Origin of the sequence: Falsochrobactrum shanghaiense (assembly GCF_003149535.1) — a bacterium.
In the GTDB taxonomy this organism is placed as follows: Bacteria; Pseudomonadota; Alphaproteobacteria; order Rhizobiales; family Rhizobiaceae; genus Brucella; species Brucella shanghaiense.
The window spans coordinates 135069-159871 of sequence record NZ_QGDB01000006.1 but is presented as its reverse complement, the minus strand read 5'-3'; the positions used below and the strand labels follow the sequence as shown (position 1 = coordinate 159871).

Here is a 24803-nt window from a genome sequence, read left to right as displayed (position 1 = left end):
GTTTCATGAGTTAAAGCATCGTGTTTTCGCCAAAATGATGCTTATATATGGATATTCGCGCCTGAAGTGCAGGAGGCAGTCGGCGCGACGGGTTCGCCAGATGGGAACCTGATCTTTAGAAGGAGGGTGCTTTATGGCCCAGATGAATCTCCCAAGCGTTACGACAGGTGACGGTGGACTCACACGTTATCTGGAAGAAATCCGCCGCTTTCCCATGCTTCAGCCGCAGGAAGAATATATGCTGGCGAAGCGTTATCACGAACATAGCGATCCCAAGGCCGCGCATAAGCTGGTGACGAGCCATCTTCGCCTCGTCGCAAAGATTGCCATGGGTTATCGCGGTTACGGCCTGCCGATCGGCGAGGTGATTTCCGAAGGCAATGTCGGCCTGATGCAAGCCGTCAAGCGTTTTGAGCCGGAACGCGGCTTCCGTCTTGCCACCTATGCCATGTGGTGGATCAAGGCTTCGATTCAGGAATATATCCTGCGTTCATGGAGCCTTGTGAAGATGGGTACGACCGCAAACCAAAAGCGGCTGTTCTTCAATCTGCGCAAGATGAAAAGCAAGATTCAGGCGCTGGATGACGGCGACCTCAATCCTGATCAGGTCAAGCAGATTGCGACCAAGCTTCAGGTCAGCGAGGATGAAGTCGTCTCCATGAACCGCCGCCTTTCGGGCGATGCCTCTCTCAACGCGCCCTTGCGTGCGAGTGAAGGCGAATCCGGTGAGTGGCAGGACTGGCTCGTTGACGATAGCGACAGTCAGGAACAGACGCTCATCGAGCAGGACGAGCTGGAAAACCGCCGCTCCATGCTGGAACAGGCAATGGATACGCTCAATGATCGCGAACGGCGCATTTTCCGGGCGCGGCGCCTGTCCGAAGATCCGATAACGCTGGAAGACCTTTCCGGCGAATTCGGCATCAGCCGCGAGCGTGTGCGCCAGATCGAAGTGCGGGCTTTCGAGAAGGTCCAGGCCGCCGTTCAGGCTGCGGCGCTCAAGCAGCAAAAGGCACTCACGCCTATTGAGGCTCACGCCTGATCTGCAACAATCTGCTGTTCTTAAAAAAGGCCGCTACGCGCGGCCTTTTTGTCGGATATGCGATAAAAACAAAGATTTGAAGTTGTTCCGAGGATTCTGTCTCTGTCTAAACAGGAACCGCTCTATCTATTTGTTTTCACGCATTATCCGGACGCAAAACTGTTTCACACTTTTGCTGGAAATGCTCTGGGTCGCGATCTTTCAGATTCGCTCCCTACGCTTTAAGTTGTTGTTTTAACGCATGTCCTTATCCCGAAACCGGTTCCCACTTTCGGGCGACATGCTTTAGCTTGCACCCAGAACGTCATTAAAGACTTTCTCGCCCGGAATGCCCTTTTCAAGACTGATCAAGGCGCGGCGGCCATTGCGGTAGGAAACCGGAATATCGATCCATTGCAGGCGCCGCATCAAGGAAAGATTGGTGTCCTGTGCCGTGCGCGCATCATTGAGCCAGATGATAAAGAAATTATCCGCAATCTTGGAAGGCACGGCAATAAGCGGATTGCCCGCCGCCTGTTCCGTGTCCTTGAATGTAATGCGCTGCACATTATCGATCACGCCGCCCGGAAAACCTTCCGGCACGGTAAAGACCATTTCAATCAGGTGGCTGGCGGGAATGGACTGGTCCGAATTCTTGCGAATCGTCAGTTTCAGCTCGAGCTTGCTGTCGGGCATAGTGATATTGCCGCGAATCGCAGGCTCGGTCGGTTCACCCTCATTGGGGCTTTCCTCGATCACCGACCAGACGACATTACCCCGTTCGACCGAGCCGCTTTCCGTGCCGCCGCGTTCTTCATAAAGAAGCGCCTGCTGCCCGACGGCTATCGCCTGTCCGGCTTGCGACTGGTTTTCGCTGTTTGTCTGTCCCGCGTTTGGCGTCGACGCCGTCGTCGACGTGCCCTCGCCTATTTGGGCGGCACCATCGGCCGGCCCTTCATCGACCTCGCTGCCATCCGGCATAAGACGCTGCGTCAGCTTCTGCTCCGCATCGGGTGCCTGCGGCGTTTCCTCTGTGCCCGTTGCCGGTTCCGAAGCTGGCGTTTCTGCGCCAGTCTGCGTCTCCGCACCGCTCTCAGGCGCATCGCTGCGCCCGATGCTCGACGCAAATTCCTGCAATTCATCCTTGTTGGCCCAGACGCCATAGCCGATGCCACCAAGCAGCAGGACGCCTACAAGCGCGGCGATCAGCCCCTTGTAAGAGCGTTTTTCATCCGAAACATCGGAATCGGCATATTCGGCACGGTGCGAAAACCCGTTCTCCGCCCTGCCTTCATGCTCACGTTCCACCGCCCATTCGTCATCCTGACGGGCAGAAGCCGAAGGCGTGCCGTTTTCCCGCACATCATTCTTATCCGGTGATGCGACGGGCGGCTCGGCTGCGGCTTCTTCATTCCGGCTGCGGGAATAGGACTGCGAAATATGGCTCGTCTCTTGCAGAAAATCTTCGAGCGGATCATCCACAGGCTCTTCGACCACCGGGGGCGGCGGTGCATAAGAGGCTTCGACCTCTTCAATGGCATCTTCGAGAAGTTTGCGCTGCCGCATGGCGACTGCCTGCGAGGCATTTGCCGTTACAAGCTTTTGCTCGATCGTCGCCCGCGCCTTCGCATAGACGCGCTGGCGCAGTTCAGGCGATTTATCAGCCTGCGCGTCGATCGTCTTTTTCAGAACTGCTACAAAATCTGCCATGCCGCCTTACCCAGTTTCCGCGAGTACGAGATGCAATAAATGCCTCAATAATCACAATAATCAAGGGAAAGCAAAGCCCGAGGCCATGATTAAGTGAAGCCTTTCAGACAGATCGACAAAATGAGACGGCCCCATATACGGCTGGCGGGCCTTGCCAGCCGTATATTTTAAACTGCATCAATCCTGGAACGGATCGGTTACAAGAATAGTATCGTCGCGCTCCGGACTGGTCGAAAGCATGGCCACCGGCGCACCGATCAGTTCTTCGATATGACGGACATATTTGACGGCCTGCGCCGGCAGATCGTTCCACGAACGCGCGCCTGCGGTCGTTTCAGACCAGCCGGGAAGCGTTTCATAGATCGGCTTGACGCGTGCCTGTGCGCCCATGGAAGACGGCAGATAGTCGATGCGCTTGCCGTCGAGTTCATAGGCTACGCAAATCTTGATCTCGTCCAGCCCGTCGAGAACGTCAAGCTTGGTCAGTGCAATGCCGGTAATCCCGGAGGTGCGAACGGTCTGACGCACGATCACGGCATCAAACCAGCCGCAGCGACGCTTGCGGCCCGTTACCACGCCGAACTCATGGCCCTTGGTGCCGAGGAATTCGCCGATCTCGTCATCAAGCTCGGTCGGGAACGGACCCTCGCCCACGCGGGTGGTATAGGCTTTGGTGATGCCGAGCACATAGCCGATGGCCGTCGGGCCAAGACCGGAACCCGCAGCAGCCTGACCGGCAACCGTATTCGATGAGGTGACGAACGGATAGGTGCCGTGGTCATTGTCGAGCAACGCGCCTTGCGCGCCTTCAAACAGGATACGGTCGCCCGCCTTGCGGCGTTCGTCGAGAACCCGCCAGACCTGATCGATATAGGGCAGAATCTGGTCGGCAACCGAAGTCAGCTCTTCGAGAATCGTTTCAACCGCGATTTCCTCAAGACCCATGCCGCGCCGCAGCAGATTGTGATGGGTCAGCAGGCGCTCGACTTTCGGCGCAAGAGTGTCGGGTTCCGTCAGGTCGATCACGCGAATGGCGCGGCGACCCACCTTGTCTTCGTAAGCCGGGCCGATGCCGCGCTTGGTCGTGCCGATCTTGAGACCGCTCGTGGAGCCTTCGCGCATGGCATCGAGTTCGCGATGCAGAGAGAGAATCAATGGCGCATTTTCGGCGACGCGCAGCACATCGGGCGTGATCTCGACGCCTTGTCCGCGCAGTTTCTCGATTTCCGCCACGAAATGATGCGGATCGACGACGACACCATTGCCGATCACGCTCAGCTTTCCACGCACGAGGCCGGAAGGCAGCAGCGAAAGCTTGTAGCTGACACCATCGATGACAAGCGTATGACCCGCATTATGGCCGCCCTGATAGCGCACGATCACATCCGCGCGCTCGGACAGCCAGTCCACGATCTTTCCCTTGCCTTCGTCGCCCCATTGCGACCCGACGACAACCACATTCGCCATTGAGAAAACTCCTCGGTCCGGCATTCCGCCGCTTTAACTAACCAAAGGATCGCAAGCAGCCCGTCATCAGGAAGCGGGGTGCTGATCCCTCGTCTCTATACAGATTGAATCCTGCTTGTGCGACTCTTTCATGCGCTAAACATGCAATTAACCCGAAAAATTTCATCCCGCGCGCACCATATAGAGCGCATCCTCTGAATAGGTTCTGAGCTTTTCTGCCAGTTCCGGCAGATCGCGCGCAATGAAGCCTTTTTTCTCCCAGAACCCCTGCGAGCCGTTGACGGCAACCAGCGCCATGGTGGCAAAACCGTCATGTTCGGCCTGAGCGGCGATCAGATCGATCCCGCGCGAAGCTTGCCCGCCCGAGCGCGCCTGCGGCAAAAGCGCAATGTCGTGGATATAATAGGTGCTAGCATCCTGCGGCAATGCGCCAAGAACACAATTGAGCGCTGGCACCGTATCGAGCATCCAGGGATGGCTTATTGCATAGCCGATGATTTCATCATCCTGCGCCAGAACGAAACAACCGCCCGGATAAAGCGTGAAGCGGTCCCGGAAGACCGCCTCATCCTCAAAGAAATCGGAATGAACAATATTGGCAATGATCGTTACAGGCGCGATGTCCTGCTTGCGCATATGTCGCCATTGCGGCTGTCCGGTTTCTTCTGCCATAGTGTTCAGGCTTCCTCGATATTGAACTCCAGCGGCCGTGCTGCCCGGATGGCTTCCTGCGCCGTCAGCTCATCGAGGGCCGCTTGCGGGACCTTCTCATCGACATAGAGCATGGCAATCGCATCGCCGCCCGGATGGTTACGTCCCAGAGCGAAATTGGCGATATTGATATTATGCTTGCCGCAGATGGTGCCAAGCAGGCCGATCATGCCCGGAATGTCGACATTGGTCACATAGAGCATGTTCGGGCCGACTTCTGCGTCCAGATTGATGCCCTTGATCTGGATGAAACGCGCCTTGCCGTCCGAAAAACAGGTGCCGGCAACGGCCCGCTCGCGTTTCGTCGTCTTGACCGAAAGCTTGATATAGCCGTCGAAAATGCCCGACTTGTCGCGCTTGACTTCAGAGACGATAATACCGCGCTCTTTCACCATGATCGGCGCGGAAACCATGTTCACATCGGCGACTTGTGGGCGGATAAGCCCCGCCAATGCAGCACTGACCAGCGCGCGCGTATTCATGCCAGCCGTCGAACCGTCGAACAGCACTTCCACTTCCTGAATAGGCTCGTCCGTCACCTGCCCGACAAAGGCGCCGAGCACTTCGGCAAGCTTCACGAATGGCTTGAGGCGCGGCGCTTCCTCCGCCGTGATCGAAGGCATGTTGATCGCATTGGTGACCGCGCCCTTCACCAGATAATCCGACATTTGTTCGGCCACCTGAAGCGCAACATTTTCCTGTGCTTCGGAAGTCGATGCGCCAAGATGCGGCGTGCAAACGACATTGGGCAGCGCAAAAAGCTCGTTCTCGGTTGCAGGCTCCGTTTCAAACACGTCGATACCGGCACCCGCGACATGACCCGATTTAAGCGCCTCGACCAGATCCTTTTCGACGATCAGGCCGCCACGCGCGCAATTGATGATGCGAACGCCTTTTTTGGTCCTGGCAAGAGCTTGCGCATTGATAATGCCGCGCGTCTTGTCGGTCAGCGGCGTATGCAGCGTAATGAAGTCGGCACGAGCCAGAAGCTCATCCAGTTCGACCTTCTCCACGCCCAATTCCTGCGCGCGGCCTTCCGAAAGGAAAGGATCGAAAGCGACCACATGCATTTTCAGCCCGATGGCGCGCGTCGCCACCACTGCGCCAATATTGCCGCAGCCGATAATGCCGAGCGTCTTGCCGGTGATCTCGACGCCCATGAAGCGGTTCTTTTCCCACTTGCCGTTGCGCGTGGAAATATCCGCCTCCGGAAGCTGGCGTGCAACGGCAAACATCAGCGCAATCGCGTGTTCGGCAGTGGTGATCGAATTGCCGAACGGCGTATTCATGACGATGATACCGCGGCGCGAAGCCGCCGGAATATCGACATTATCGACGCCGATACCGGCGCGGCCTACAACCTTGAGGTTCTTTGCAGCCGCAATCAGCTTTTCAGTGACTTTTGTAGCAGAGCGAATAGCCAGACCGTCATATTGGCCAATGACTTCAAGCAGCTTTTCCTTGTCCTTGCCAAGATCGGGAAGATAATCGACTTCAACGCCGCGATCCTTGAAAATCTGAACGGCGGTCGGCGACAATTTGTCGGATACGAGAACGCGAGGTGCCATAATGGCCTCCATCAAATAGATATCTCAATAAGGAGAATGCAGACCGTGATCGCCCCAACGCAATCACGGCTTCATGCATAAATGCCGGATCAGGCAGCGGCCTTGAGTGTGGCTTTCTGCGTCACAAAAGCCCAGTCGAGCCATGCGGTCAACGCTTCCAGATCGGATGCTTCAACCGTTGCCCCGGCCCAGATGCGCAGGCCCGACGGCGCGTCGCGATATGCGCCGATGTCATAGGCCACACCTTCCTTGTCGAGAACCGACACGATGCCCTTGGCGAAAGCCGCCTGCTGATCGGGAGCAAGCGCTGCCACTTCCGGATCGACGATGGTCAGGCAGACCGACGTGTTGGAACGCGTTTTCGGATCCACCGCCAGATTGGCGATCCACGGCGTCTTTTCGATAAAGGTATCGAGGACTGCAAAATTTGCATCCGCACGCGCAACCAGTGCATCAAGGCCACCCAGCGAACGGGCCCAGCTTAGTGCATCGAGATAGTCTTCGACGCAAAGCATGGACGGCGTATTGATGGTTTCACCGGTGAAAATGCCTTCTATGAGCTTGCCGCCCTTGGTCATGCGGAAGATTTTCGGCAGCGGCCAGGCGGGCTTGTAGCTTTCCAGACGCTCGACAGCACGCGGGCTGAGGATCAGGATGCCATGGGCGCCTTCGCCGCCCAGCACCTTCTGCCAGGAGAAGGTGACGACATCGAGCTTGGCGAAATCGAGCCGTTGCGCGAAAGCTGCCGAAGTGGCGTCGCAGATCGTCAGGCCCTCACGGACCGCCGGAATGAAATCGGCATTGGGAACCCGCACGCCCGATGTGGTGCCGTTCCAGGTGAAGACGACATCGCGGTCGAAATCGACTTTGGCGAAATCGACGATCTCGCCATAGGGCGCCTCGAAAGTGCGCACATCTTCAAGCTTGAGCTGCTTGACCACATCCGTGACCCAGCCTGCGCCAAAGCTTTCCCAGGCGACCATATCCACGCCGCGTTCGCCCAAAAGCGACCACAGCGCCATTTCGACAGCGCCCGTATCCGATGCCGGTACGATGCCGATGCGGTAATCAGCCGGAACGCCGAGAATTTCGCGGGTAAGGTCGATGGCTTCCTTGAGCTTGTTCTTGCCGATTTTCGCGCGATGCGAACGGCCAAGCGGTGCGTCGGCAAGCGCTTCAAGCGACCAGCCGGGACGTTTTGCACAGGGACCAGATGAAAAATTAGGGTTAGCCGGGCGAACTGCCGGCTTCGCAATCGTCGTCATGATGTTTCCTATCCTCTCAGATAGCACGCGCCTCGTTGGGGAGGCGTGGCCCGCTGATGAAAATACCGGAAACCACAATTTTAACAATAGCGCTTTTCAGGATTATTTTGCCAAAACCCGCCCGGACGAACCGGGCGGGGTAGTATCTTTATTGCGTTACAGTGCTGGTCTCGGGCTGGTCATCTTCCTTGCGGGCAAAATAGCTTGCGACAAGCGCCCCGGAAATATTGTGCCAGACGCTGAAAACAGCACTCGGCACCGCTGCCAAAGGCGAAAAATGCGCTTGAGCCAGCGCGGCGCCCAGACCGCTATTCTGCATTCCGACTTCAATGCTGATTGCCTTGCGTTTGGCAAGCGACAGCCCCGCGAAACGGGCCGCGAAATAGCCGAGCAGCAATCCGAAGCCGTTATGCAGCACGACGACCGCGAAAATCAGCAGGCCGGATTGTGCGATAGCCGCCTTGTTGACTGCGACCACGGCCGCAACGATCAACACGATACCGATGACGGATACCAGCGGCAGCATCGGCACGGCGGCTTTCACCAGCCCCGGCGCCAGCTTCTGCAATATGACACCGAGGGCCAGCGGCACCAGAATGACCTTCACAATGCTCAGGAACATGCTCATGGCATCGACCGGCAGATACTGGCTGGCAAACATCCACACCAGAAATGGCGTTACGATCGGCGCAAGCAGGGTGGTCACGCTGGTGCAGGCAACGCTGAGCGCCACATCGCCCTTGCTCAGATATGTCATGACATTGCTGGCCGTACCGCCGGGGCAGCAACCCACAAGGATCACGCCTGCCGCAACTTCCGGCGACATCGGGATGACCCGCGTGAGCAGCACCGCCAGCAGCGGCATGATGAGGAATTGCGCGAAAACGCCAATGGCGACGTCGAACGGGCGTCTGGCCACTTCGGCGAAATCCTTGGTGGAGATCGTAAGCCCCATGCCGAACATGATGATGCCGAGCAACACCACGATCCACGGCGCGAAAATACTGAACGTCGACGGCAGTACAAAGCCAAGCACGGCGAAAATGATGACCCAGACGGCAAATGTGCGTCCGACAAAATCTGAAAAAGCGGCAATTGCTTTCATTTCTTTTCCTTTCAGCCTGCGGAGGAAACCGCCTTCAAAATTCCAAGGCAGTGCAGGTCTCAGGGCGCTTCTATGCCAGTCTGAAACTTTTCAAAACATAAAAGGCATGTTTTTGCTGATAAATGTCGCAATTATAGCTCAAAATGAGCCATAAAATACAAAGAGCCGCAAAATCGGGCTGTCCGGTTTGAATTTGCAGGCAGGTTTAACGGTCGAACATATAGCGCAGGCCGATACGAATATCGTGAATACCCATGCCCTTGTCATGGCCGTCGCCCAACGCGGAATTACCTTCGAACATCTTGCCGCCATTGACATGACGATAGCGATAGCCCGCATCGAGCTTGAGATTATGCGTCAGATCGACCGATGCGCCAGCCATCAGGGCATAGGTGAAACGCCAGTTTGCAGCCCCTTCCAGCGTCCCGGCATTATGATGCAGGTCAGCCCATTTGATATGCGTGCCGCCAAGACCCGCACCGATATAGGGGGTGAAACCGGCAAAATTACCAAGATCCACATAAGCATTGGCCAGAACCGACAGCGCGGAAAGATGTCCGCTCCCCTCCATGCCGCAACCGGTATCGCCGCCGCAACTTGCTTCAAATCGGGCGCGCGTCATGTAATCGAGCGTGAAATCGGTGCGGAAATAATCCGCCACCTGATAACCGGCACCGCCGCCAATCAGGAAGGAGCCTTTCAGATCGCCATAGAACCTGTCATTGAATCCTGACGCGCCGGCCCCGCTATTATCCGTGCTGTAATCGGCTTTTTTGAACTTGCTCCACGAATAGCCAAGATCGCCGCGCAGATACCAGCCGCCAACACTCGGTGAAGCAATGACAATTTCAGGCACCGCCTCGGCAAGGTCTTCCGCCAGCCCGCCCGGCACGGCTACAAGCGGCAGAAACAACGCCGCAAGCCCGGCATAAAAAATTTTCACAAAAGCGTTCATATCTGCCTATCGAATCGTCATTCGCGCCGCAAACGCGTATTCGAGGGCAATTTACGAGTGAAAAGTTAAGTAGCGATTAACCTTGTTTCTTTACGATTCTTCCATGCATTGAAAATCTATCTCTCGGCGCAGACCGCCCCCACCTATGAAAATGGCGCGGACATGCCGCGCCATTGGTTCCGTCCCGATCAAAATCCACTCAGGCCGCCGTGTTCTCCGAAGAGATCGCGCCGACAATATCATTCACCACCTTCTCGATCAGGCTGCGGTCATCCCCTTCAGCCATGACACGAATGAGCGGTTCGGTTCCCGATGGGCGGATGACCAGACGGCCCTGCACGCCCAGACGTTCGCGCGCTTCGTCGATGGCGCTTTTCACCTGCTTGCTTTCAAGCGACCGCCCGCCCGTGGTGCGGACATTTTTGAGCAGTTGCGGCACCGGCTCGAATTTGTGGCAAAGCTCGCTCAAGGGCTTGTTTTCTTCCTGCGCGACCGCAAGAATCTGCAAGGCCGAGATCAGGCCGTCGCCGGTCGTTGCAAAATCCGACAGGACGATATGGCCCGACTGTTCCCCGCCGACATTGAAACCATGCTGGCGCATATGCTCGACGACATAGCGGTCGCCCACTTTCGTCCGGGCGAGCGTCAGATTGCGCTCATTCAGGAAACGCTCCAGTCCGAGATTGGACATGATCGTGGCGACAATGCCGCCGCCCTGAAGCCGATCCGTATTGGCCCATGATTCAGCGATCACCGCCATAAGCTGATCGCCATCGATCACCGTTCCGGTTTCATCGACCAGAAGCACGCGATCTGCATCGCCATCCAGTGCGATACCGACATCGGCGCGCACCTCATGCACCTTTTTCATCAGACCAATCGGGTGCGTGGAGCCGCAATCCTCATTGATATTGAGGCCATTTGGCTCATCATTGATGGTGATGACTTCTGCGCCCATTTCCCATAGCGCTGCGGGCGCAACCTTGTAGCCCGCGCCATTGGCGCAATCGACCACGACGCGCAGGCCTTCGAGTGAAATATTGCGCGGCAAGGTGCGCTTGGCAAATTCAATATAGCGATAAATATCGCCATCGACGCGCTTGGCCTTGCCCACATTGCCATGGCTGGCCAGATGCTGTGAAAGGTCGCTATCGATGAGGCTTTCGATCTGAAGCTCGATTTCGTCCGAAAGCTTGTAGCCGTCCGGGCCAAAAAGCTTGATGCCATTGTCATAGAAGGGATTATGCGATGCGGAAATCATAACCCCTATATCCGCGCGCAAGGAGCGGCACAGCATGGCGACGGCAGGGGTCGGAATCGGGCCAAGCAGAAAGACATCCATGCCCGCCGCAGTAAAGCCTGCCACCAGCGCGTTTTCCAGCATATAGCCCGAACGCCGCGTATCCTTGCCGATCACCACGCGGGAAGCCTGCCCATTGCCACGAAAAATATGGCCGACCGCCATGCCGACCTTCATGGCGATTTCCGGCGTCATTGGAAAACTGTTTGCCTGACCGCGAATACCGTCGGTTCCGAAATATTTCCGTGTCATAATCTTAGCCTTGCGTTGAGCCATAGGGCTATCTGCCACTTTAAAAACGAGACAGCAATAGCTGGCCGGAGTCCGATCCCGGCGGGTATTATCTGCGTTATTAGCGCATAAACCCTCTGCGTTGCAATTTCGCTTTTCCAACGACCTAAACGGATTTCGCATCTGAACGTTGCGAGCAATTCATCACAACAGGATGCGCTGAAATCCTTAACCAAGTGTTTTCAGCCTATGTGCCTGTTTTTATTTGATTATAAAGTTTCAAGGAATGAAAAAGCCGGGCGATTGCCCGGCTTTTGATGTCGGTTACAGGCGCAATTACTGGGGCTGTGGATTGGGTTCCATGCCTGGCTCACCGCCCGGTTCATCGCCTTTGCGTTTGCGCGGAGTACCCGCCTTGGGCACACCCGAACCGCGCGATGGCGTATCGCCGCCCTCGCGCGAAGGCTTGTTGCCTGCAAGCAGTTCCTTGATCTCATCGCCGCTCAGCGTTTCATATTCGAGCAGACCTTCCGCCAGCGCGATCCAGTCGTCTTTCTTGGTGGTCAGGATACGCGTCGCTTCGGCATAGGCTTCATCGATCAGGCGACGCACTTCGCCATCGATGATCTGCGCGGTTTCTTCCGAAACATTCTGCGTTCTGGCGACCGAATGGCCGAGGAAGACTTCTTCCTGATTTTCACCATAGGCCACACGACCGAGCTTGTCCGAATAACCCCATTGGGTCACCATGGCGCGTGCCAGCTTGGTTGCCTGCTGAATATCGGACGAAGCGCCGGAAGTGATGTTTTCCTTGCCGAATTTCAGTTCTTCGGCGACGCGACCGCCCATCATGATGGCGAGGCGCGAAACCATCCACGTATAGGTCGCCGAATAGCGATCGCCTTCAGGCAGCTGCATCACCATGCCCAACGCACGGCCACGCGGAATAATGGTCGCCTTGTGCACCGGATCAGCCTGCGGAACATTCAGCGCCACGATGGCATGACCTGCTTCATGATAGGCCGTATTGGCCTTTTCCTCGGGCGTCATGGCCGAACGCCGTTCGGCGCCCATCATGATCTTGTCCTTGGCGTCTTCGAATTCCTGCATGGTCACGACACGCTTGTTGCGACGAGCGGCCATGAGGGCTGCCTCATTGACGAGGTTGGCAAGATCCGCACCCGAAAAGCCCGGCGTTCCGCGCGCCACGACCTTGAGGTCGACATTGGGTGCAAGCGGCACGTTGCGCACATGCACTTTGAGAATCTGCTCGCGACCGACAATATCCGGGTTCGGCACCACCACCTGACGGTCGAAGCGGCCTGGACGCAGCAATGCCGGATCGAGAACGTCGGGGCGGTTGGTCGCAGCGATCAGGATGATCGATTCATTGGCTTCAAAACCGTCCATTTCGACGAGCAACTGGTTGAGCGTCTGCTCGCGCTCGTCATTGCCGCCGCCGAGACCCGCGCCACGATGGCGTCCGACCGCGTCGATTTCGTCGATGAAGATGATGCAGGGCGCGTTTTTCTTGGCTTGCTCGAACATATCGCGCACGCGGCTTGCGCCGACACCGACGAACATTTCCACGAAATCCGAACCGGAAATGGTGAAGAACGGAACATTGGCTTCGCCTGCGACCGAACGCGCCAGCAGCGTCTTACCGGTTCCGGGAGGGCCGACGAGCAGGACACCGCGCGGAATCTTGCCGCCAAGGCGCTGGAATTTCTGCGGATCGCGCAGGAATTCGACGATTTCCTCCAGATCCTGCTTGGCTTCCTCGACGCCCGCGACATCCTGGAAAGTCACGCGGCCATGGGCCTCCGTCAGCAGCTTGGCTTTCGATTTTCCGAACCCCATCGCGCCGCGCGAACCACCCTGCATCTGGCGCATGAAGAAAATCCATACACCCAGAATGAGGATCATCGGCAGCCATGACAGCAGAATGCCCAGCAATGAGCTCGATCCGTCGCTTTCAGGACGTGCGGTGATCGCCACATCCTTTTCCTCCAGCCGGGCGACAAGCCCGGTATCGCCCGGAGAATAGGTCTGGAAGGCGGAGCCATTATCGGCAAAGGTTCCGTTGATCCGTTCTCCCATGATCGTAACCGACTTCACGCGGCCATTGGACACGTCATCAATAAACTGGGAATAGGAGATTTCACGAGAATTCGCGCGCTGGCCAGGGCTCTGGAACAGGTTGAACAACGCGATCAGCAGAAGGGCAATGATCGCCCACAGGGCGAAGTTGCGATAGTTCGGATTCATAACGGGTCCAATCGATACCACTCTCACCCCGCGAGCGCGGGACGATATTTCGTTCTAACATAGGATCGAAGCACGGCCTTGCCAAGGCGCACAGCCCTCCTAACCAGCGATTCTTGTCAGTCTGGTTTACAAAAATTAGGACATTTACGGCCAAGGCAGCTTTCCACCGCGCCAGCCAGCCCGAAATCATAGCCCGGCAACACATGATCAAAGAGCGCGAAATGCCTTTCGACATGGATTCCTTCACAGGTTTTGGCCGGCAGATTCGGCGCAGCGAGCGCAAGCAGATGCACAATCCTGCCTTCGCGATAAAGTGCCGGAAGAACCATCAGGGCTTCGCGCTGGCCAGCATCGAAAACCAGTCCCCGGGCCTCGGTGAAATCCGCCAGTTCCTGCCTGCCGGGAGCGCCCACATCGAATGCAGGCCCGCCACGATTGGTCAGATGAAAGCGCCCGTCCCAGACAATTTCCTTGCCCCGTTCAAGGCGCATGGCTGGCAGATTACGCCTTTCACGGCGGAAGCGATGCGGCGAGCCGTTCTTACCCCGCTCGATCAATGCACCGAACACCGTCAACCGCCCGCTTTCTTCCTGCCCGCAAAGAACTCTTTCAATGCGCGAGCGCTCGGCATCTCCGGGGAGAAAGCGCCGTCCCCCGGCAAGGGAAGCAAGCAGTCCCGAGAGCAACCGGCGCGGGTTTTCCGCAAGAGCTGCATAAATATCGGCATCGAGCAAAATGGAGCCGCAGGGATCAAACGCGAGGCATCCCGGATGAGCGAGTGCTGCGACCAGAACGGCATTATCCCGCTTGCGCGCAGCCCCTGCCAGCGCGATCTGCTCCAGAATCCGAACGGCATCGGCTTCGGCAGCACTCGTCAGCCGGATGCGGGGTCTTTCATAATCTGCGTTCACATTGCTTGGATCATCGACCCAGGCCACGCCCCTGGCGATCAGATCTTTGCGCAGGCGCTGGCGCGGCACGCCAAGAAGGGGACGAATCAGCTCGACCGAATTTTCCAGCCGGGAGCGCGCGGCCATCGCCGCCAATCCCCGCGCCTCCACATGGCTGCTGCGTTCCTTGCGCATCAGGAATGTTTCGATCTGGTCATCCTGCGTATGCCCGGTCGCGATATAATCCGCCCCCGCTTCCTGCGCCGCCTGCACCAGAAGCCGATAACGTGCAGAGCGTGCGGCGGCGGCAAGGCCGCTGGCAGGCTTGGGTTCATTCCACGCAAGGATACGATGCTCGATATTATGCGCCCGGCAGAGCGCGCCGACATCTTCGGCTTCCTGCCGCGATTCTTCGCGCAACCGGTGATCGATGGTCACGGCACGCAGGCGCGGCGGATTGTCCAGCGTGGCAAGATAATCTTTCAGCAGGAACAGCAGCGCCAGCGAATCGCTGCCGCCGGAAACCGCAGCAACGATCCCCCGCGCGCGCTCAAGCTCGAAAGGCGCAAAAATATCGTTCGGGGAAAGCCCCACTGACGTCTCCGCTATCAGCACTTGATCCGGCTGCGCTCATCCGCAACACGCTTGAGAATGGCAGGTGCCGCCTCGGGGTAACGCTCAGGGATCTGCTTGAAGGTCGCGCAGGCAACGTCACGATTATCCATTCTCTCCAGCGTCAGGCCCAGCTTGAACATGTTTTCAGGCGCTCGTCTGGAATCGGGATAATCGCGCTGCGTATCGATGAAGACCGTTGCGGCTTCTGGGAAGCGGCCCTGCCCGAAAAGCGATTCTCCAAGCCAGTAGCGCGCCTCTGCCGTCGTGGGATCGGCGGGATAGCGTTTGACATGCTCGCGAAAACCGGTTTCCGCCGCCTTGTAATCGCCGGACATCAAATATTGATAAGCCGCCTGGTATAGCGAATTGGGATTATCGTCATTGGGCAGCGACGCCAATGTGTCGCTGCCTTCCGCAGACGGCCCCGCCCCCTGCCCCGAAGATTGCGGAGCGGCATCGAGTGTCTCGCCGATTACATTGCCATTGGTATCGAAGCGGATGGAACCGAGGGTTTGCGGCGGCTGGCCGCGCACGGGGGCATCCTGTGAAGCTTCCGAACCAATAGCCATGGAATCGGCGCTGCCTGCATTTTGCGCCGGGGCATGATCGCGGCCAGACGAGGCATCTTGCGATGCCTCGTTGGTTGCAGGGGAAGCCGCGCTGGCATCGGCATGTCTGCTGCTGCTGCCGGCATCCGAACGCTTGTTCTTTTCCAGCTCCTGAAAGCGGAATTCATTGTCTTCCTGCGTCTTGCGCAACTGATCCTGCAACTGCAAGATCTGGAAGTTCAATTCTTCCACCTTGCCCGAAAGCTGGCGAAGCTGTTCCTGAAGCTCACCGACGCGCGGATCACCTGCCTGCGCCAGCTGCATATTTTCGTTTCGCGTGGCGCTCGCGCGCTTGTTGCCCCAGCCTGACAACAGGCCATCGGCAAAAGCCGTCTGAACCGGCTTCGCAACCGGCCCGGCCTCGCCGACAGGTGCTGCGGCGAAAGCCGGCGCACTCGCCAAAAGCGGCAGCATGGCGAGCGCCAGTGTCACTTTCCTCATTGAATTCCTCATTCCTTTTGCCCCATTTTTCCTTCGCAATTAACAGGCCATGATGGATAGCTATCGAATACCGCACCTGAACCATCTCTGAACAGGCCAATTGCGCGGCTCTTGTGAGCTTTCAGAAAAAATCTCAAAAAGCAAACATGAAAAGCAAAGCTGTTTTCTCTATGACACAGCCGACTTCGGCCAAAATTTGTCCAAACCGCAAAACTCTGCCCCTCAAATGCAAAAAGCGGCCCTAAGGCCGCTTTTCGTAACATCGATGCATCACCGCATCTATCAGCTGCCGGCACCATTAAGAACGGTAACGGCGCGGCGATTCTGCGACCAGCAGGAATCGCTGTCGCAAACGGCGACCGGGCGTTCATTGCCATAAGAGACGGTGCGCATGCGGCTGGTCGGCACGCCGCGGGCTGCGAGGAAATCGCGCGCTGCGGCTGCACGGCGCTGACCCAGAGCGAGGTTGTACTCGCGGGTGCCGCGCTCGTCGGCATGGCCTTCAACGGTGATCGAATATTGCGGATAACGCTGCAGCCATTGCGCCTGCTTGCTCAATATCTGCTGCGCATCGGCGCGGATCAGCGACGAGTCGAGATCAAACAGGATGCGGTCGCCGACATTCACGGTGAAATCCTGCGCGGAGCCGGGCGTCGCGGCACCGGCAAGGCCAAGATCACCGGCATTGTTCGGGAGGTTCTTCTTGGACGCGCAGCCAGCAACGGCGAGCGACATGAAAATGGCAATAGCGATAGGGCTACGTGCGATCGACTGGAAACGGCGCATGGGCCGGAGCTCCTTAAGATTTGATGTTCCTGCGTAACCAACCAATAATCATATCGAGGTTAAAACAGGCTCAAGAAGTATGGTTAACGTTTTCTTGCGGCCAGATGCGTGCCGGTTTCTTTCCGGCAGCAATAGTATGCGTAGCCCTGATGGTTAAATGCGGCAGAAACACGGCCTCAAAGATACAATTGCGGCGGATATTCGAAAATAAAGGCGCGGAATGCTGTTTCCGCGCCTTCTTTATTCCCATCTGCCTGCCTGCTATTCGAGAAGCGGCGACCAGGCCGGGTCCGATGCGAAGTTCGGCGTCTGGATCTGGCGTTCGTTGCGCCCGGTCAGATCGATCGTGAAAAGCTTCGGCCCGCCAGCCCCCGCTGCCTTGCGGAAGAACATCAGCACCCGGCCATTGGGCGCCCATGTCGGGCCTTCATTGTGGAAGCCCGAAGTCAGCAGGCGTTCGCCCGAACCGTCCGTCTTCATGACGCCGATGGAGAACTGCCCCTGCGACTGCTTGGTGAAGGCGATCAGATCGCCGCGCGGCGACCATACCGGCGTATTATAGCTGCCGTCGCCAAACGAGATCCGGCGCGGGTTGGAGCCGTCCGCACCCATGACATAAAGCTGTGGCCGACCACCGCGATCCGACGAGAACACGATTTGCGAACCATCGGGCGAATAAGACGCGCTGGTATCGATGGCCTGACTGCTTGTCAGCCGTGTCGTGGTCCGGTTGCGCAGGTCCATCGTATAAATATTGGCGCTGCCGTCGTCCTGAAGCAGGCTCATGGCGACCTTCTGCCCATCCGGCGAGAAGCGCGGCGCAATCGTCATTCCGGGGAAATTGCCGACAAGCTCGCGCTGGCCCGTTTCAAGCTGAAGCAGGTAAACACGCGGCTGGCCACCCGCAAAGGACATATAGGTCACTTCCTGACGGCTCGGGGAGAAACGCGGCGTCAGCGCCATATCGCGGCCGTCCGACAGATAGCGCACATTGGCGCCGTCCTGATCCATGATGGCCAGACGCTTCACGCGCTTTTGCGCAGGGCCGGATTCATCGACGAAGACGACGCGCGTATCGAAATAGCCTTTTTCGCCGGTCAGACGTTCATAGATGGCATCGGCGATGATATGGGCGACACGCCGCCAATTGTCCGGCGTGGTAAAAAACTGCTGGCCGATCATCTGCTGGCCGCCAAACGTGTCCCACAGACGGAACTCCGCCTTGAGCCTGCCGTCGGGCTGCTGCGTGATCCGCCCCGTGACAAGCGCCTGCGCATTGATGACCTTCCAGTCCTCGAAACGCGGTGAAGCGTCGGGGTTGGAAATCTTTTCAATGAAAGCACCCTTGTCGATGGGGGCGAAAAGGCCGGAGCGTTCAAGATCGGCACCGATCACCGATGTGATGTTTGCTCCAAGCTGGTCTGCCGAAAGGAAATCGGTGATTGCGATCGGCAACGGCTCGACCACACCCTGATTGATGTTGATTTCCACCACGGCGCGCGCAGGCATGGTCGCTGCAAGGCTTGCAGCGATCAAGCAGCTTAGGGCCGAAAGAACCGTCCTGATCTTCATGTTCATAATGCCGATTTTCATCTCTTCATGGACCTCTTTGTCCTTAGCCTCATCAGGCATTCGTTGAAAATGACCAGCAAGGCTGATCAAAACATATTGCTTGGGTCGAAGTTGACGATCACTTCCGACCATGAATCATATTTGTCGCGCGGCAGATTGTAAGGCGCGCAGCGCAGCACCGCGCGCTTGGCGCTTTCCGCAGCCGCTCTCTCCACCCCGGAATCACCACCACCCGACGTCACCTGTGGCGCCCCCTGAATTTCGCCCGCTTCCGTCAGCCGCATCTTGACCGTCACGACCAGCCCCGGCGCATCCGCCACACCGGCGGGAACGTTCCAGCATTTCGAGATCGCGCCGCGCAGTGCGTCCATCTCGCTCTGGCTGAGCGTGGAGCCGCCCGTCGTCCTTCTGCCGCCGAGCGATGCCTGATCCGTAGAGCGTTTCGCACCGCCGCCCGATGCCTTCTCCCTGTTCAAAAGAGCGGCCACCTCATCGGCGATCGCATCATTCTTGGACTGACTGGTCTGTGAAGCACTTGCCGTTTTTTTCTGCTCTTCCGCAGGCTTGCGGTCCGGCGTCTTGGCGGTCTGTGCCTGCGGCGGCTTGGGCTTTGCCTGCGGCGCGGGCACATTATCGGGAAGCTTGGGCATGTCCGGCTCGGGCGCTTCGGCCTGTTTTTCAATGGCTTGCGCCACCGGATCGGGCGTTACTTCCTGTTTGGGTTCAGGCTTTGCCTGCACTTCCGTCGCTGGCACCGGTTCGGGTTTTTGCGCAGGCGCCGGGTCGGGTTCAGGTTCCGGCACTGGTTCCGGCTTTTTCACCGGCTCCGGTTGCGCCTTCGGCTCTTCCGCAGCTTCCACAGGCTTAGGCTTGTTTTCCGGGCGCGGCGGCGCTTTGGTGTCGATCTGCTGATCGCCGACATTTTCCGCATCGGCAACCGGCTCCGGCCTTGTCGTCGGCTTTGGCGCGGCCTTCTCGCTTATCGGCGCGGTCTTTTCGCCCTGCTGGATCTGCGTGATCGATTCAATCGGCACAATATCGACCGGGAACGATTCCGAATCCTGCACGTCGAACGCTTTCGGTGCAGAAAACGAGAATAGTCCCAGCGCAATGGCGACGGTATGCAACGCTACGGAAGATGTCAGGCCAGCCTTCATGATGGCGTCAGCTATCCTGCTCCTGGAGGGTCACAAGGCCGATATTCTTGAAACCGGCTGCGGAAATACGTGCCATGACCTTCATGACGGTGCCATAATCGGCGGCCTTGTCGCCGCGCACGAAAATTCGTTCTTCATAGCCGGTCTTGGCGATGGCCTGAAGCTTCGGCACCACTTCATCGACGGGAACTTCCGTTTCCTGAAGATAGACCTTGCCTTCATTATTGACCGAAATCGTGATCGGCTGCGTATCGGCATTCATGGCCTGGGCTTGCGTATCGGGCAGGTCTATCGGTACGCCGACCGTCAGAAGCGGCGCGGAAACCATGAAAATGATGAGCAGCACCAGCATCACGTCCACGAATGGCGTAACGTTGATCTCACTCATCAATGCCTTCCTGCGACCGCGTCTGCGACGTCCGCCTGACATTCCCTGATTTCCTGCCGACATGCCCATTGCAACATTCCTGAAGGCTTGAATTACGTGCTAAAAAGCGCCCGCTCAATTACGCGGCGTCAGCTTCTCATCAATTTGGCGCGACAGTATGGCAGAGAACTCGTCTGCAAAACCTTCGAGCCGCCCCGTGATCTTGCCCGCGTCGCCTGACAGCTTGTTATAGGCGATAACTGCCGGAATTGCGGCAAGAAGGCCGATCGCCGTTGCAAGCAGAGCTTCCGCGATACCCGGAGCCACCACGGCCAGATTGGTGTTCTTGGAAGCCGCAATCGCCTGAAACGCGGTCATGATGCCCACGACCGTGCCAAAAAGGCCGATAAAGGGCGCAGCCGAGCCGATTGTCGCCAGAAAGCCAAGGCGCGATTCCAGCCTGTCGCTTTCACGCGCAAGCGCCACATCCATGGCCTTGTCGATGCGCATTTGCAGCGCAATCGGCGAACGCGCGCCTTTTTCAAAAGATTTCTTCCATTCGCGCATCGCGGCCATGAAAAGCGAAGCCATGCCTGTCGTGCGCCGCTCATTCAGATTGCGGTAAAGCTCTTCCAGCGATTGCCCCGACCAGAAAATCTGCTCGAAGCGGTCCAGCGCCCGCTTCGCACGCCCATAGGCAATCGTCTTGTCCACGATGATAGCCCAGGTCCACACCGAAGCGACGAGCAGGCCGAGCATGACCAGCTTCACCACCCAGTTCGCCTGCATGAACAGGCCCCAGAGGGTAACATCGGCGGCGGGAGCCGCTAAGGCAACATTTTCCATCAATCCACCGTTCTGGAGCCTCTCCCGGACCGCCGGGCAACTCCTGCCTTCTATTTTGAATCCAAACGCCCGGCCTCTTGACCGGGCGGCTTCGCAAATCTTTTACAAAGCGCCCGAAACCGAACGCCGCGCAGCTTCAATTGAGGGATTTGCATATCCGCAGAATATGCCTCTATCCCGTGCCGTAACCGCCAATGCCGGATTTCAGATTAAATCCCCATGGCTTGTTACGGTTAATTTTGGTGAAAGGAAGGCGCTGCGCCTCTAGCCCGCCTCTCAACCGATTCCGTCAGTATGATTCATGGAATATTATGGTTAAAGATGCGTTAGCATTTGCTCAGGAAAAGCAAAATTGCCCCCGCAACATTGCGGATCGCGAAAAATCTGGAAGGATCAGGCGCTGCGGCCTTGGATGAAGGCCGCGCGCCATTCATCGGGAATACGGCGCGGATGGCCTTGCTTTGTAATCATCACCGCCTCAACCTTCGCCTCACAAAGCAAACGCTCCTGACAGCTGATCTTCTGCGCCATGATGACCCGCGCGCCGCGAATTTCATCGACCCGCGTTTCAATCAGGATCAGGTCATCCATTCTGGCTGGCGATCTGTAATCGATCTCCATGCGGCGCACGACCCAGACCATTTCCTCGCCATGCACGCCATCGGCAAGTTCTATATGGTGCACGCCCTGAAGCCGCAGAAAATCCGTGCGTCCGCGCTCGAAAAATTCAAGATAGCGGCCATGATAGACAAAGCCCGAAAAATCCGTATCGGCATAATAAATGCGCGCCAGCAGCCGGTGGCCGCCGTCCTTCAACTCGCCGGAAACAGATTCGCTTAGTGCCTGATCTTTCTTGTCAGTCATTCTTCTTCCATGAAGAGGCCGAACTGCGACTGCCGGGTGATTTCGGCAGGCGCTGCAAGCCCCATATGCTGCCATGCTATTGTGGTGAGCACGCGCCCGCGTGGCGTGCGCTGCAAAAAGCCCTGCTGGATAAGATAAGGCTCAATAATATCCTCAATCGCGTCGCGCGGTTCCGACAGCCCTGCGGCAATCGTTTCGATGCCGACAGGCCCGCCGCCGAAATTGCGCGCGATCATATCGAGATAGCGCCGGTCGAGCTGATCAAATCCGCGATGATCGACCTCCAGCCGCGACAAAGCCTCATCGGCGATCTTGCGGTCGATGACATCGGCTCCCGCGACCAGCGCAAAATCGCGCACGCGGCGCAACAGGCGTCCTGCAATACGCGGCGTCCCGCGTGAGCGGCGCGCGACTTCCAGCGCACCATCCTCCGAAATGCCCATCTGCATGATGCGCGCGCCGCGCCGCACGATATATTCGAGTTCTTCGACCGTATAGAAATTGAGCCGCACCGGAATGCCGAAACGGTCGCGCAAGGGCGTGGTCAGAAGGCCAAGCCGCGTGGTTGCGGCAACCAGCGTGAATTTGGCGAGATCGATCTTCACCGAGCGCGCCGCCGGTCCCTCGCCGATGATGAGATCGAGTTGAAAATCCTCCATCGCCGGATAGAGAATTTCCTCGACCGCCGGGCTGAGCCGATGAATCTCGTCGATGAACAGCACGTCGCGCTCTTCGAGATTGGTGAGCAGCGCCGCAAGATCCCCCGCCTTGGCGATGACGGGGCCGGAGGTGGAACGGAAATTGACGCCGAGTTCCTTGGCCATGATCTGCGCCAGCGTCGTCTTGCCAAGGCCGGGCGGGCCGACAAACAGCACATGATCAAGCGCTTCCCTACGCACCTTCGCCGCCTCGATGAAGACCTTGAGATTGGCGCGCGCCGCCGCCTGCCCGACAAAATCGTCCAGCGTTTGCGGACGCAATGTCGTGTCGGCGTCTTCTCCACGCTTGTCGGCATCTATGAGAGGATTACGGTCGCTCATGGCGTTTTCCTCGCATGGAGCTGGCTTTCAGGCAAGCGTCTCACCGCGACAATTCCTTCAATCCCAGCCGAATGAGCTTTGCCGAATCGGCCCCCTCACCCGCATCCCTCATGGCCGCTGCCACTGCATTGGCGGCCTGGTCGCGCGAATAGCCAAGATTGGCCAATGCCGAAACTGCATCCGCCACCGGCGCGGGGGCCGCACCTGCGCCAAGCTCCTGTTTAAGCCCGATCGTGCCGCTGGCCTCGCCCGCAAAGGCTGGCGCCTTGTTTTTCAACTCGGTGACAAGACGCTCCGCCACCCGCTTGCCGACGCCGGGAGCGCGCGAAAGCATGGCCATATCGCGCAATGCAATCGCATTGGCAAGTTCGGAAGGAGACAGGGTTCCAAGTACGGCAAGCGCAACCTTGGCTCCCACCCCCTGCACATTCTGCAGCAGGCGGAACCATTCGCGTTCAAGCTGGGAGGCAAAACCGTAAAGGCGGATCGCATCCTCACGCACATAGGTTTCGATGAACAGGATCGCGGCCTCGCCCACGCCGCCCAGATTGCCCAGCGTGCGCGCCGAACAAAAAGCGACATAGCCGACGCCATGTATGTCGATAATGACATGATCCTCTGCGATCTCGTCGATCACGCCCTTGAGTTTACCGATCATTTCGCCCCCTCACCCCGCCAACAAGGCCTGCATGCGCCGCGCGCTCACAATGCTCTGCCGATGATGGGCATGGCAGATGGCGATGGCCAGCGCATCGGCGGCATCGCTTGTGTCGAACGTAGCACGCGGCATCAATACCTTCACCATCATATGAATCTGCTGCTTTTCGCCATGGCCAACGCCGATCACCGCTTTCTTGACCGCATTGGGCGCATATTCGGCAACCGCAAGCCCCGCCTGCGCCGGTGCCAGCAGCGCAATGCCGCGCGCCTGCCCCAGCTTCAAGGTCGCAGTCGCATCCTTATTGACGAATGTGTGTTCGACGGCTGCCTCATGCGGCATGTGATCATGCAGCACTTGCGCAAGTCCCTCATGCAACTGGCAGAGCCGCGAGGCGAGGTCCATCCCGGCATTCGAGGTGACGGTGCCCGACGCGATGAAATGCAGCGAATTACCCAGCGATTCGACAATACCCCAGCCGGTGCGGCGCAGGCCCGGATCAATACCAATGATGCGAATCGTTTCTTTCATGAGCGAACCCTATCCCAGACGGATTCACTTGACACCAAAAAAGTGAACAAAAGAGAAACATAAGCATCGCAATCCCCAACCGTGGGGACGATATGCCTATGACGCTCCGAAGGCGGTGCGCAGCAACACGATCTGCTCGGAAACAGGATTGCCGGCGGATTGATCACGCAGCGAAACGATTTCGCCATAGACGCTGCGATCCATATGGCGCACGCGCGCCTGCAAATTGAGCGAACGCCCGATCAGTTCGATAAAGCCGGAAGGCAGCTCGTTCCATCCGGCTGCATCCACGCCCGCGGAAGGCGTATCGAGCCGGATCTTGGCCTTTTCAGCGGCGATCTGCTGCTGGCTCATTTCACCATTACGGGCTGCACGCTGCAACAGGAGCCAGGAGGCGACCTGCATGAGACGTGTGGTCAGGCGCATTGATTCGGCGGCATAGAGCGTGGCGGCGACCCGTGGGAGATTGCGCGCATTGTCGCGCCCCTCACCGTCGAGATAGCTTGCAGCCTCCTCGACCATGTCCATGCCTTCACTGTAAATCGGCTTGAAGGAGTCCGAGAACACCATATGCTCGGCGAGCCTGACCATATTGCCCGGCATTTGTCCCTGTTCGCTAATCACTGCCCTGCCACCTTGCATGACCGCTCCGCGCGGCCAATTCACTGCCCGAATCCACACGATGCGGTTCCGGAATATTCATCGAGCCTCTGTTCGACCACGCAGAGCGGCGAGACGAAATAGCCCCACGAGATGAGTCCACCACAAACTGCACCTTCATGCACGGTCGCGCAAGTTTATGTTTAACGTTCGGTTAATATTTCACG

Annotated in this window: 23 protein-coding genes and 1 pseudogene; 2 read left to right on the top strand and 22 right to left on the bottom strand. The window is 57.8% G+C overall.

The features are described 5' to 3' along the window. The first annotated feature begins 133 nt into the window (after nt 1–133). Nucleotides 134–1042 carry an RNA polymerase sigma factor RpoH gene (gene rpoH, locus DKP76_RS15495; protein WP_109707700.1) on the top strand — a complete coding sequence of 303 codons (909 nt, stop codon included), beginning with the start codon at nt 134–136 and terminating at the stop codon, nt 1040–1042. Nucleotides 1043–1327: 285 nt separating this feature from the next. Here the strand turns inward: rpoH and DKP76_RS15490 are convergent, their stop codons facing one another. The 17 genes and pseudogenes from DKP76_RS15490 to tolQ all read right to left on the bottom strand — a co-directional run bounded on the left by DKP76_RS15490 (nt 1328) and on the right by tolQ (nt 20883). Continuing rightward, nucleotides 1328–2731 carry a transcriptional regulator gene (locus tag DKP76_RS15490; RefSeq protein WP_109707699.1) on the bottom strand — a complete coding sequence of 468 codons (1404 nt, stop codon included), beginning with the start codon at nt 2729–2731 and terminating at the stop codon, nt 1328–1330. Nucleotides 2732–2908: 177 nt separating this feature from the next. Beyond that, the gene (locus DKP76_RS15485) at nt 2909–4198 is read right to left on the bottom strand and encodes an adenylosuccinate synthase (protein ID WP_109707698.1); all 1290 of its coding nucleotides are present in this window, start codon (nt 4196–4198) and stop codon (nt 2909–2911) included. A gap of 162 nt (nt 4199–4360) precedes the next feature. Then, nucleotides 4361–4870, bottom strand: a complete 510-nt coding sequence (locus DKP76_RS15480) for a GNAT family N-acetyltransferase (RefSeq protein WP_109707697.1) — start codon at nt 4868–4870, stop codon at nt 4361–4363. A 5-nt stretch (nt 4871–4875) separates the two neighbouring features. Beyond that, nucleotides 4876–6477 (bottom strand): phosphoglycerate dehydrogenase, encoded by a 1602-nt coding sequence (gene serA / locus DKP76_RS15475; RefSeq protein ID WP_109707740.1) that lies wholly within the window; start codon nt 6475–6477, stop codon nt 4876–4878. A gap of 89 nt (nt 6478–6566) precedes the next feature. Further along, nucleotides 6567–7742 carry a phosphoserine transaminase gene (locus DKP76_RS15470; RefSeq protein WP_109707696.1) on the bottom strand — a complete coding sequence of 392 codons (1176 nt, stop codon included), beginning with the start codon at nt 7740–7742 and terminating at the stop codon, nt 6567–6569. 148 nt (nt 7743–7890) lie between these two features. Next, nucleotides 7891–8847 (bottom strand): bile acid:sodium symporter family protein, encoded by a 957-nt coding sequence (locus DKP76_RS15465; protein WP_109707695.1) that lies wholly within the window; start codon nt 8845–8847, stop codon nt 7891–7893. A 205-nt stretch (nt 8848–9052) separates the two neighbouring features. Next, complete coding sequence (locus tag DKP76_RS15460; RefSeq protein WP_109707694.1) at nt 9053–9802, bottom strand: outer membrane protein; 750 nt, start codon at nt 9800–9802, stop codon at nt 9053–9055. Between the two features lie 199 nt (nt 9803–10001). After that, the gene (gene glmM / locus DKP76_RS15455; protein ID WP_199224822.1) at nt 10002–11354 is read right to left on the bottom strand and encodes a phosphoglucosamine mutase; all 1353 of its coding nucleotides are present in this window, start codon (nt 11352–11354) and stop codon (nt 10002–10004) included. Nucleotides 11355–11669: 315 nt separating this feature from the next. After that, nucleotides 11670–13601 (bottom strand): ATP-dependent zinc metalloprotease FtsH, encoded by a 1932-nt coding sequence (gene ftsH / locus DKP76_RS15450; protein ID WP_109707692.1) that lies wholly within the window; start codon nt 13599–13601, stop codon nt 11670–11672. Between the two features lie 116 nt (nt 13602–13717). After that, nucleotides 13718–15085, bottom strand: a complete 1368-nt coding sequence (gene tilS, locus DKP76_RS15445; RefSeq protein WP_109707691.1) for a tRNA lysidine(34) synthetase TilS — start codon at nt 15083–15085, stop codon at nt 13718–13720. A gap of 14 nt (nt 15086–15099) precedes the next feature. Next, nucleotides 15100–15903 (bottom strand): annotated as a pseudogene (gene ybgF, locus DKP76_RS15440) (tol-pal system protein YbgF); the annotation flags it as partial. Nucleotides 15904–16163: 260 nt separating this feature from the next. Then, nucleotides 16164–16418: a hypothetical protein gene (locus DKP76_RS19060; protein ID WP_146198935.1), complete on the bottom strand. Its 255-nt coding sequence runs from the start codon at nt 16416–16418 to the stop codon at nt 16164–16166. A 19-nt stretch (nt 16419–16437) separates the two neighbouring features. Further along, nucleotides 16438–16941: a peptidoglycan-associated lipoprotein Pal gene (gene pal, locus DKP76_RS15435; RefSeq protein ID WP_109707689.1), complete on the bottom strand. Its 504-nt coding sequence runs from the start codon at nt 16939–16941 to the stop codon at nt 16438–16440. Between the two features lie 261 nt (nt 16942–17202). Next, nucleotides 17203–18534, bottom strand: coding sequence for a Tol-Pal system beta propeller repeat protein TolB (tolB, locus tag DKP76_RS15430; RefSeq protein WP_109707688.1), 1332 nt, complete (start codon nt 18532–18534; stop codon nt 17203–17205). Nucleotides 18535–18599: 65 nt separating this feature from the next. Next, the gene (locus DKP76_RS15425; RefSeq protein ID WP_109707687.1) at nt 18600–19670 is read right to left on the bottom strand and encodes a cell envelope integrity TolA family protein; all 1071 of its coding nucleotides are present in this window, start codon (nt 19668–19670) and stop codon (nt 18600–18602) included. Between the two features lie 7 nt (nt 19671–19677). After that, a complete protein-coding gene (gene tolR / locus DKP76_RS15420) occupies nt 19678–20127 on the bottom strand; it encodes a protein TolR (protein WP_109707686.1) in 450 nt (149 codons plus the stop codon). Between the two features lie 45 nt (nt 20128–20172). Beyond that, entirely contained in the window at nt 20173–20883 is a 711-nt protein-coding gene (gene tolQ / locus DKP76_RS15415; protein ID WP_109707685.1) for a protein TolQ, read from the bottom strand. On the opposite strand from tolQ, the gene DKP76_RS19430 reads away from it, so the two are divergent. Beyond that, nucleotides 20795–21151: a hypothetical protein gene (locus DKP76_RS19430; protein ID WP_199224826.1), complete on the top strand. Its 357-nt coding sequence runs from the start codon at nt 20795–20797 to the stop codon at nt 21149–21151. The genes tolQ and DKP76_RS19430 overlap by 89 nt on opposite strands. Before the next feature lie 125 nt (nt 21152–21276). Here DKP76_RS19430 and ybgC read toward each other — a convergent pair whose 3' ends face one another. The 5 genes from ybgC to rcdA all read right to left on the bottom strand — a co-directional run bounded on the left by ybgC (nt 21277) and on the right by rcdA (nt 24579). Next, nucleotides 21277–21747, bottom strand: coding sequence for a tol-pal system-associated acyl-CoA thioesterase (ybgC, locus tag DKP76_RS15405; RefSeq protein ID WP_109707683.1), 471 nt, complete (start codon nt 21745–21747; stop codon nt 21277–21279). Further along, on the bottom strand, nt 21744–22787 hold the full coding sequence (gene ruvB, locus DKP76_RS15400; RefSeq protein ID WP_109707682.1) for a Holliday junction branch migration DNA helicase RuvB: 1044 nt from the start codon (nt 22785–22787) through the stop codon (nt 21744–21746). Before ruvB ends, ybgC begins: the two co-directional genes overlap by 4 nt. Nucleotides 22788–22827: 40 nt before the next feature. Then, nucleotides 22828–23445 carry a Holliday junction branch migration protein RuvA gene (ruvA, locus tag DKP76_RS15395; RefSeq protein ID WP_109707681.1) on the bottom strand — a complete coding sequence of 206 codons (618 nt, stop codon included), beginning with the start codon at nt 23443–23445 and terminating at the stop codon, nt 22828–22830. 9 nt (nt 23446–23454) lie between these two features. After that, nucleotides 23455–23976 carry a crossover junction endodeoxyribonuclease RuvC gene (gene ruvC, locus DKP76_RS15390; RefSeq protein WP_109707680.1) on the bottom strand — a complete coding sequence of 174 codons (522 nt, stop codon included), beginning with the start codon at nt 23974–23976 and terminating at the stop codon, nt 23455–23457. 96 nt (nt 23977–24072) lie between these two features. Next, nucleotides 24073–24579 (bottom strand): protease adaptor protein RcdA, encoded by a 507-nt coding sequence (rcdA, locus tag DKP76_RS15385; RefSeq protein WP_109707679.1) that lies wholly within the window; start codon nt 24577–24579, stop codon nt 24073–24075. Nucleotides 24580–24803 lie beyond the last annotated feature (224 nt).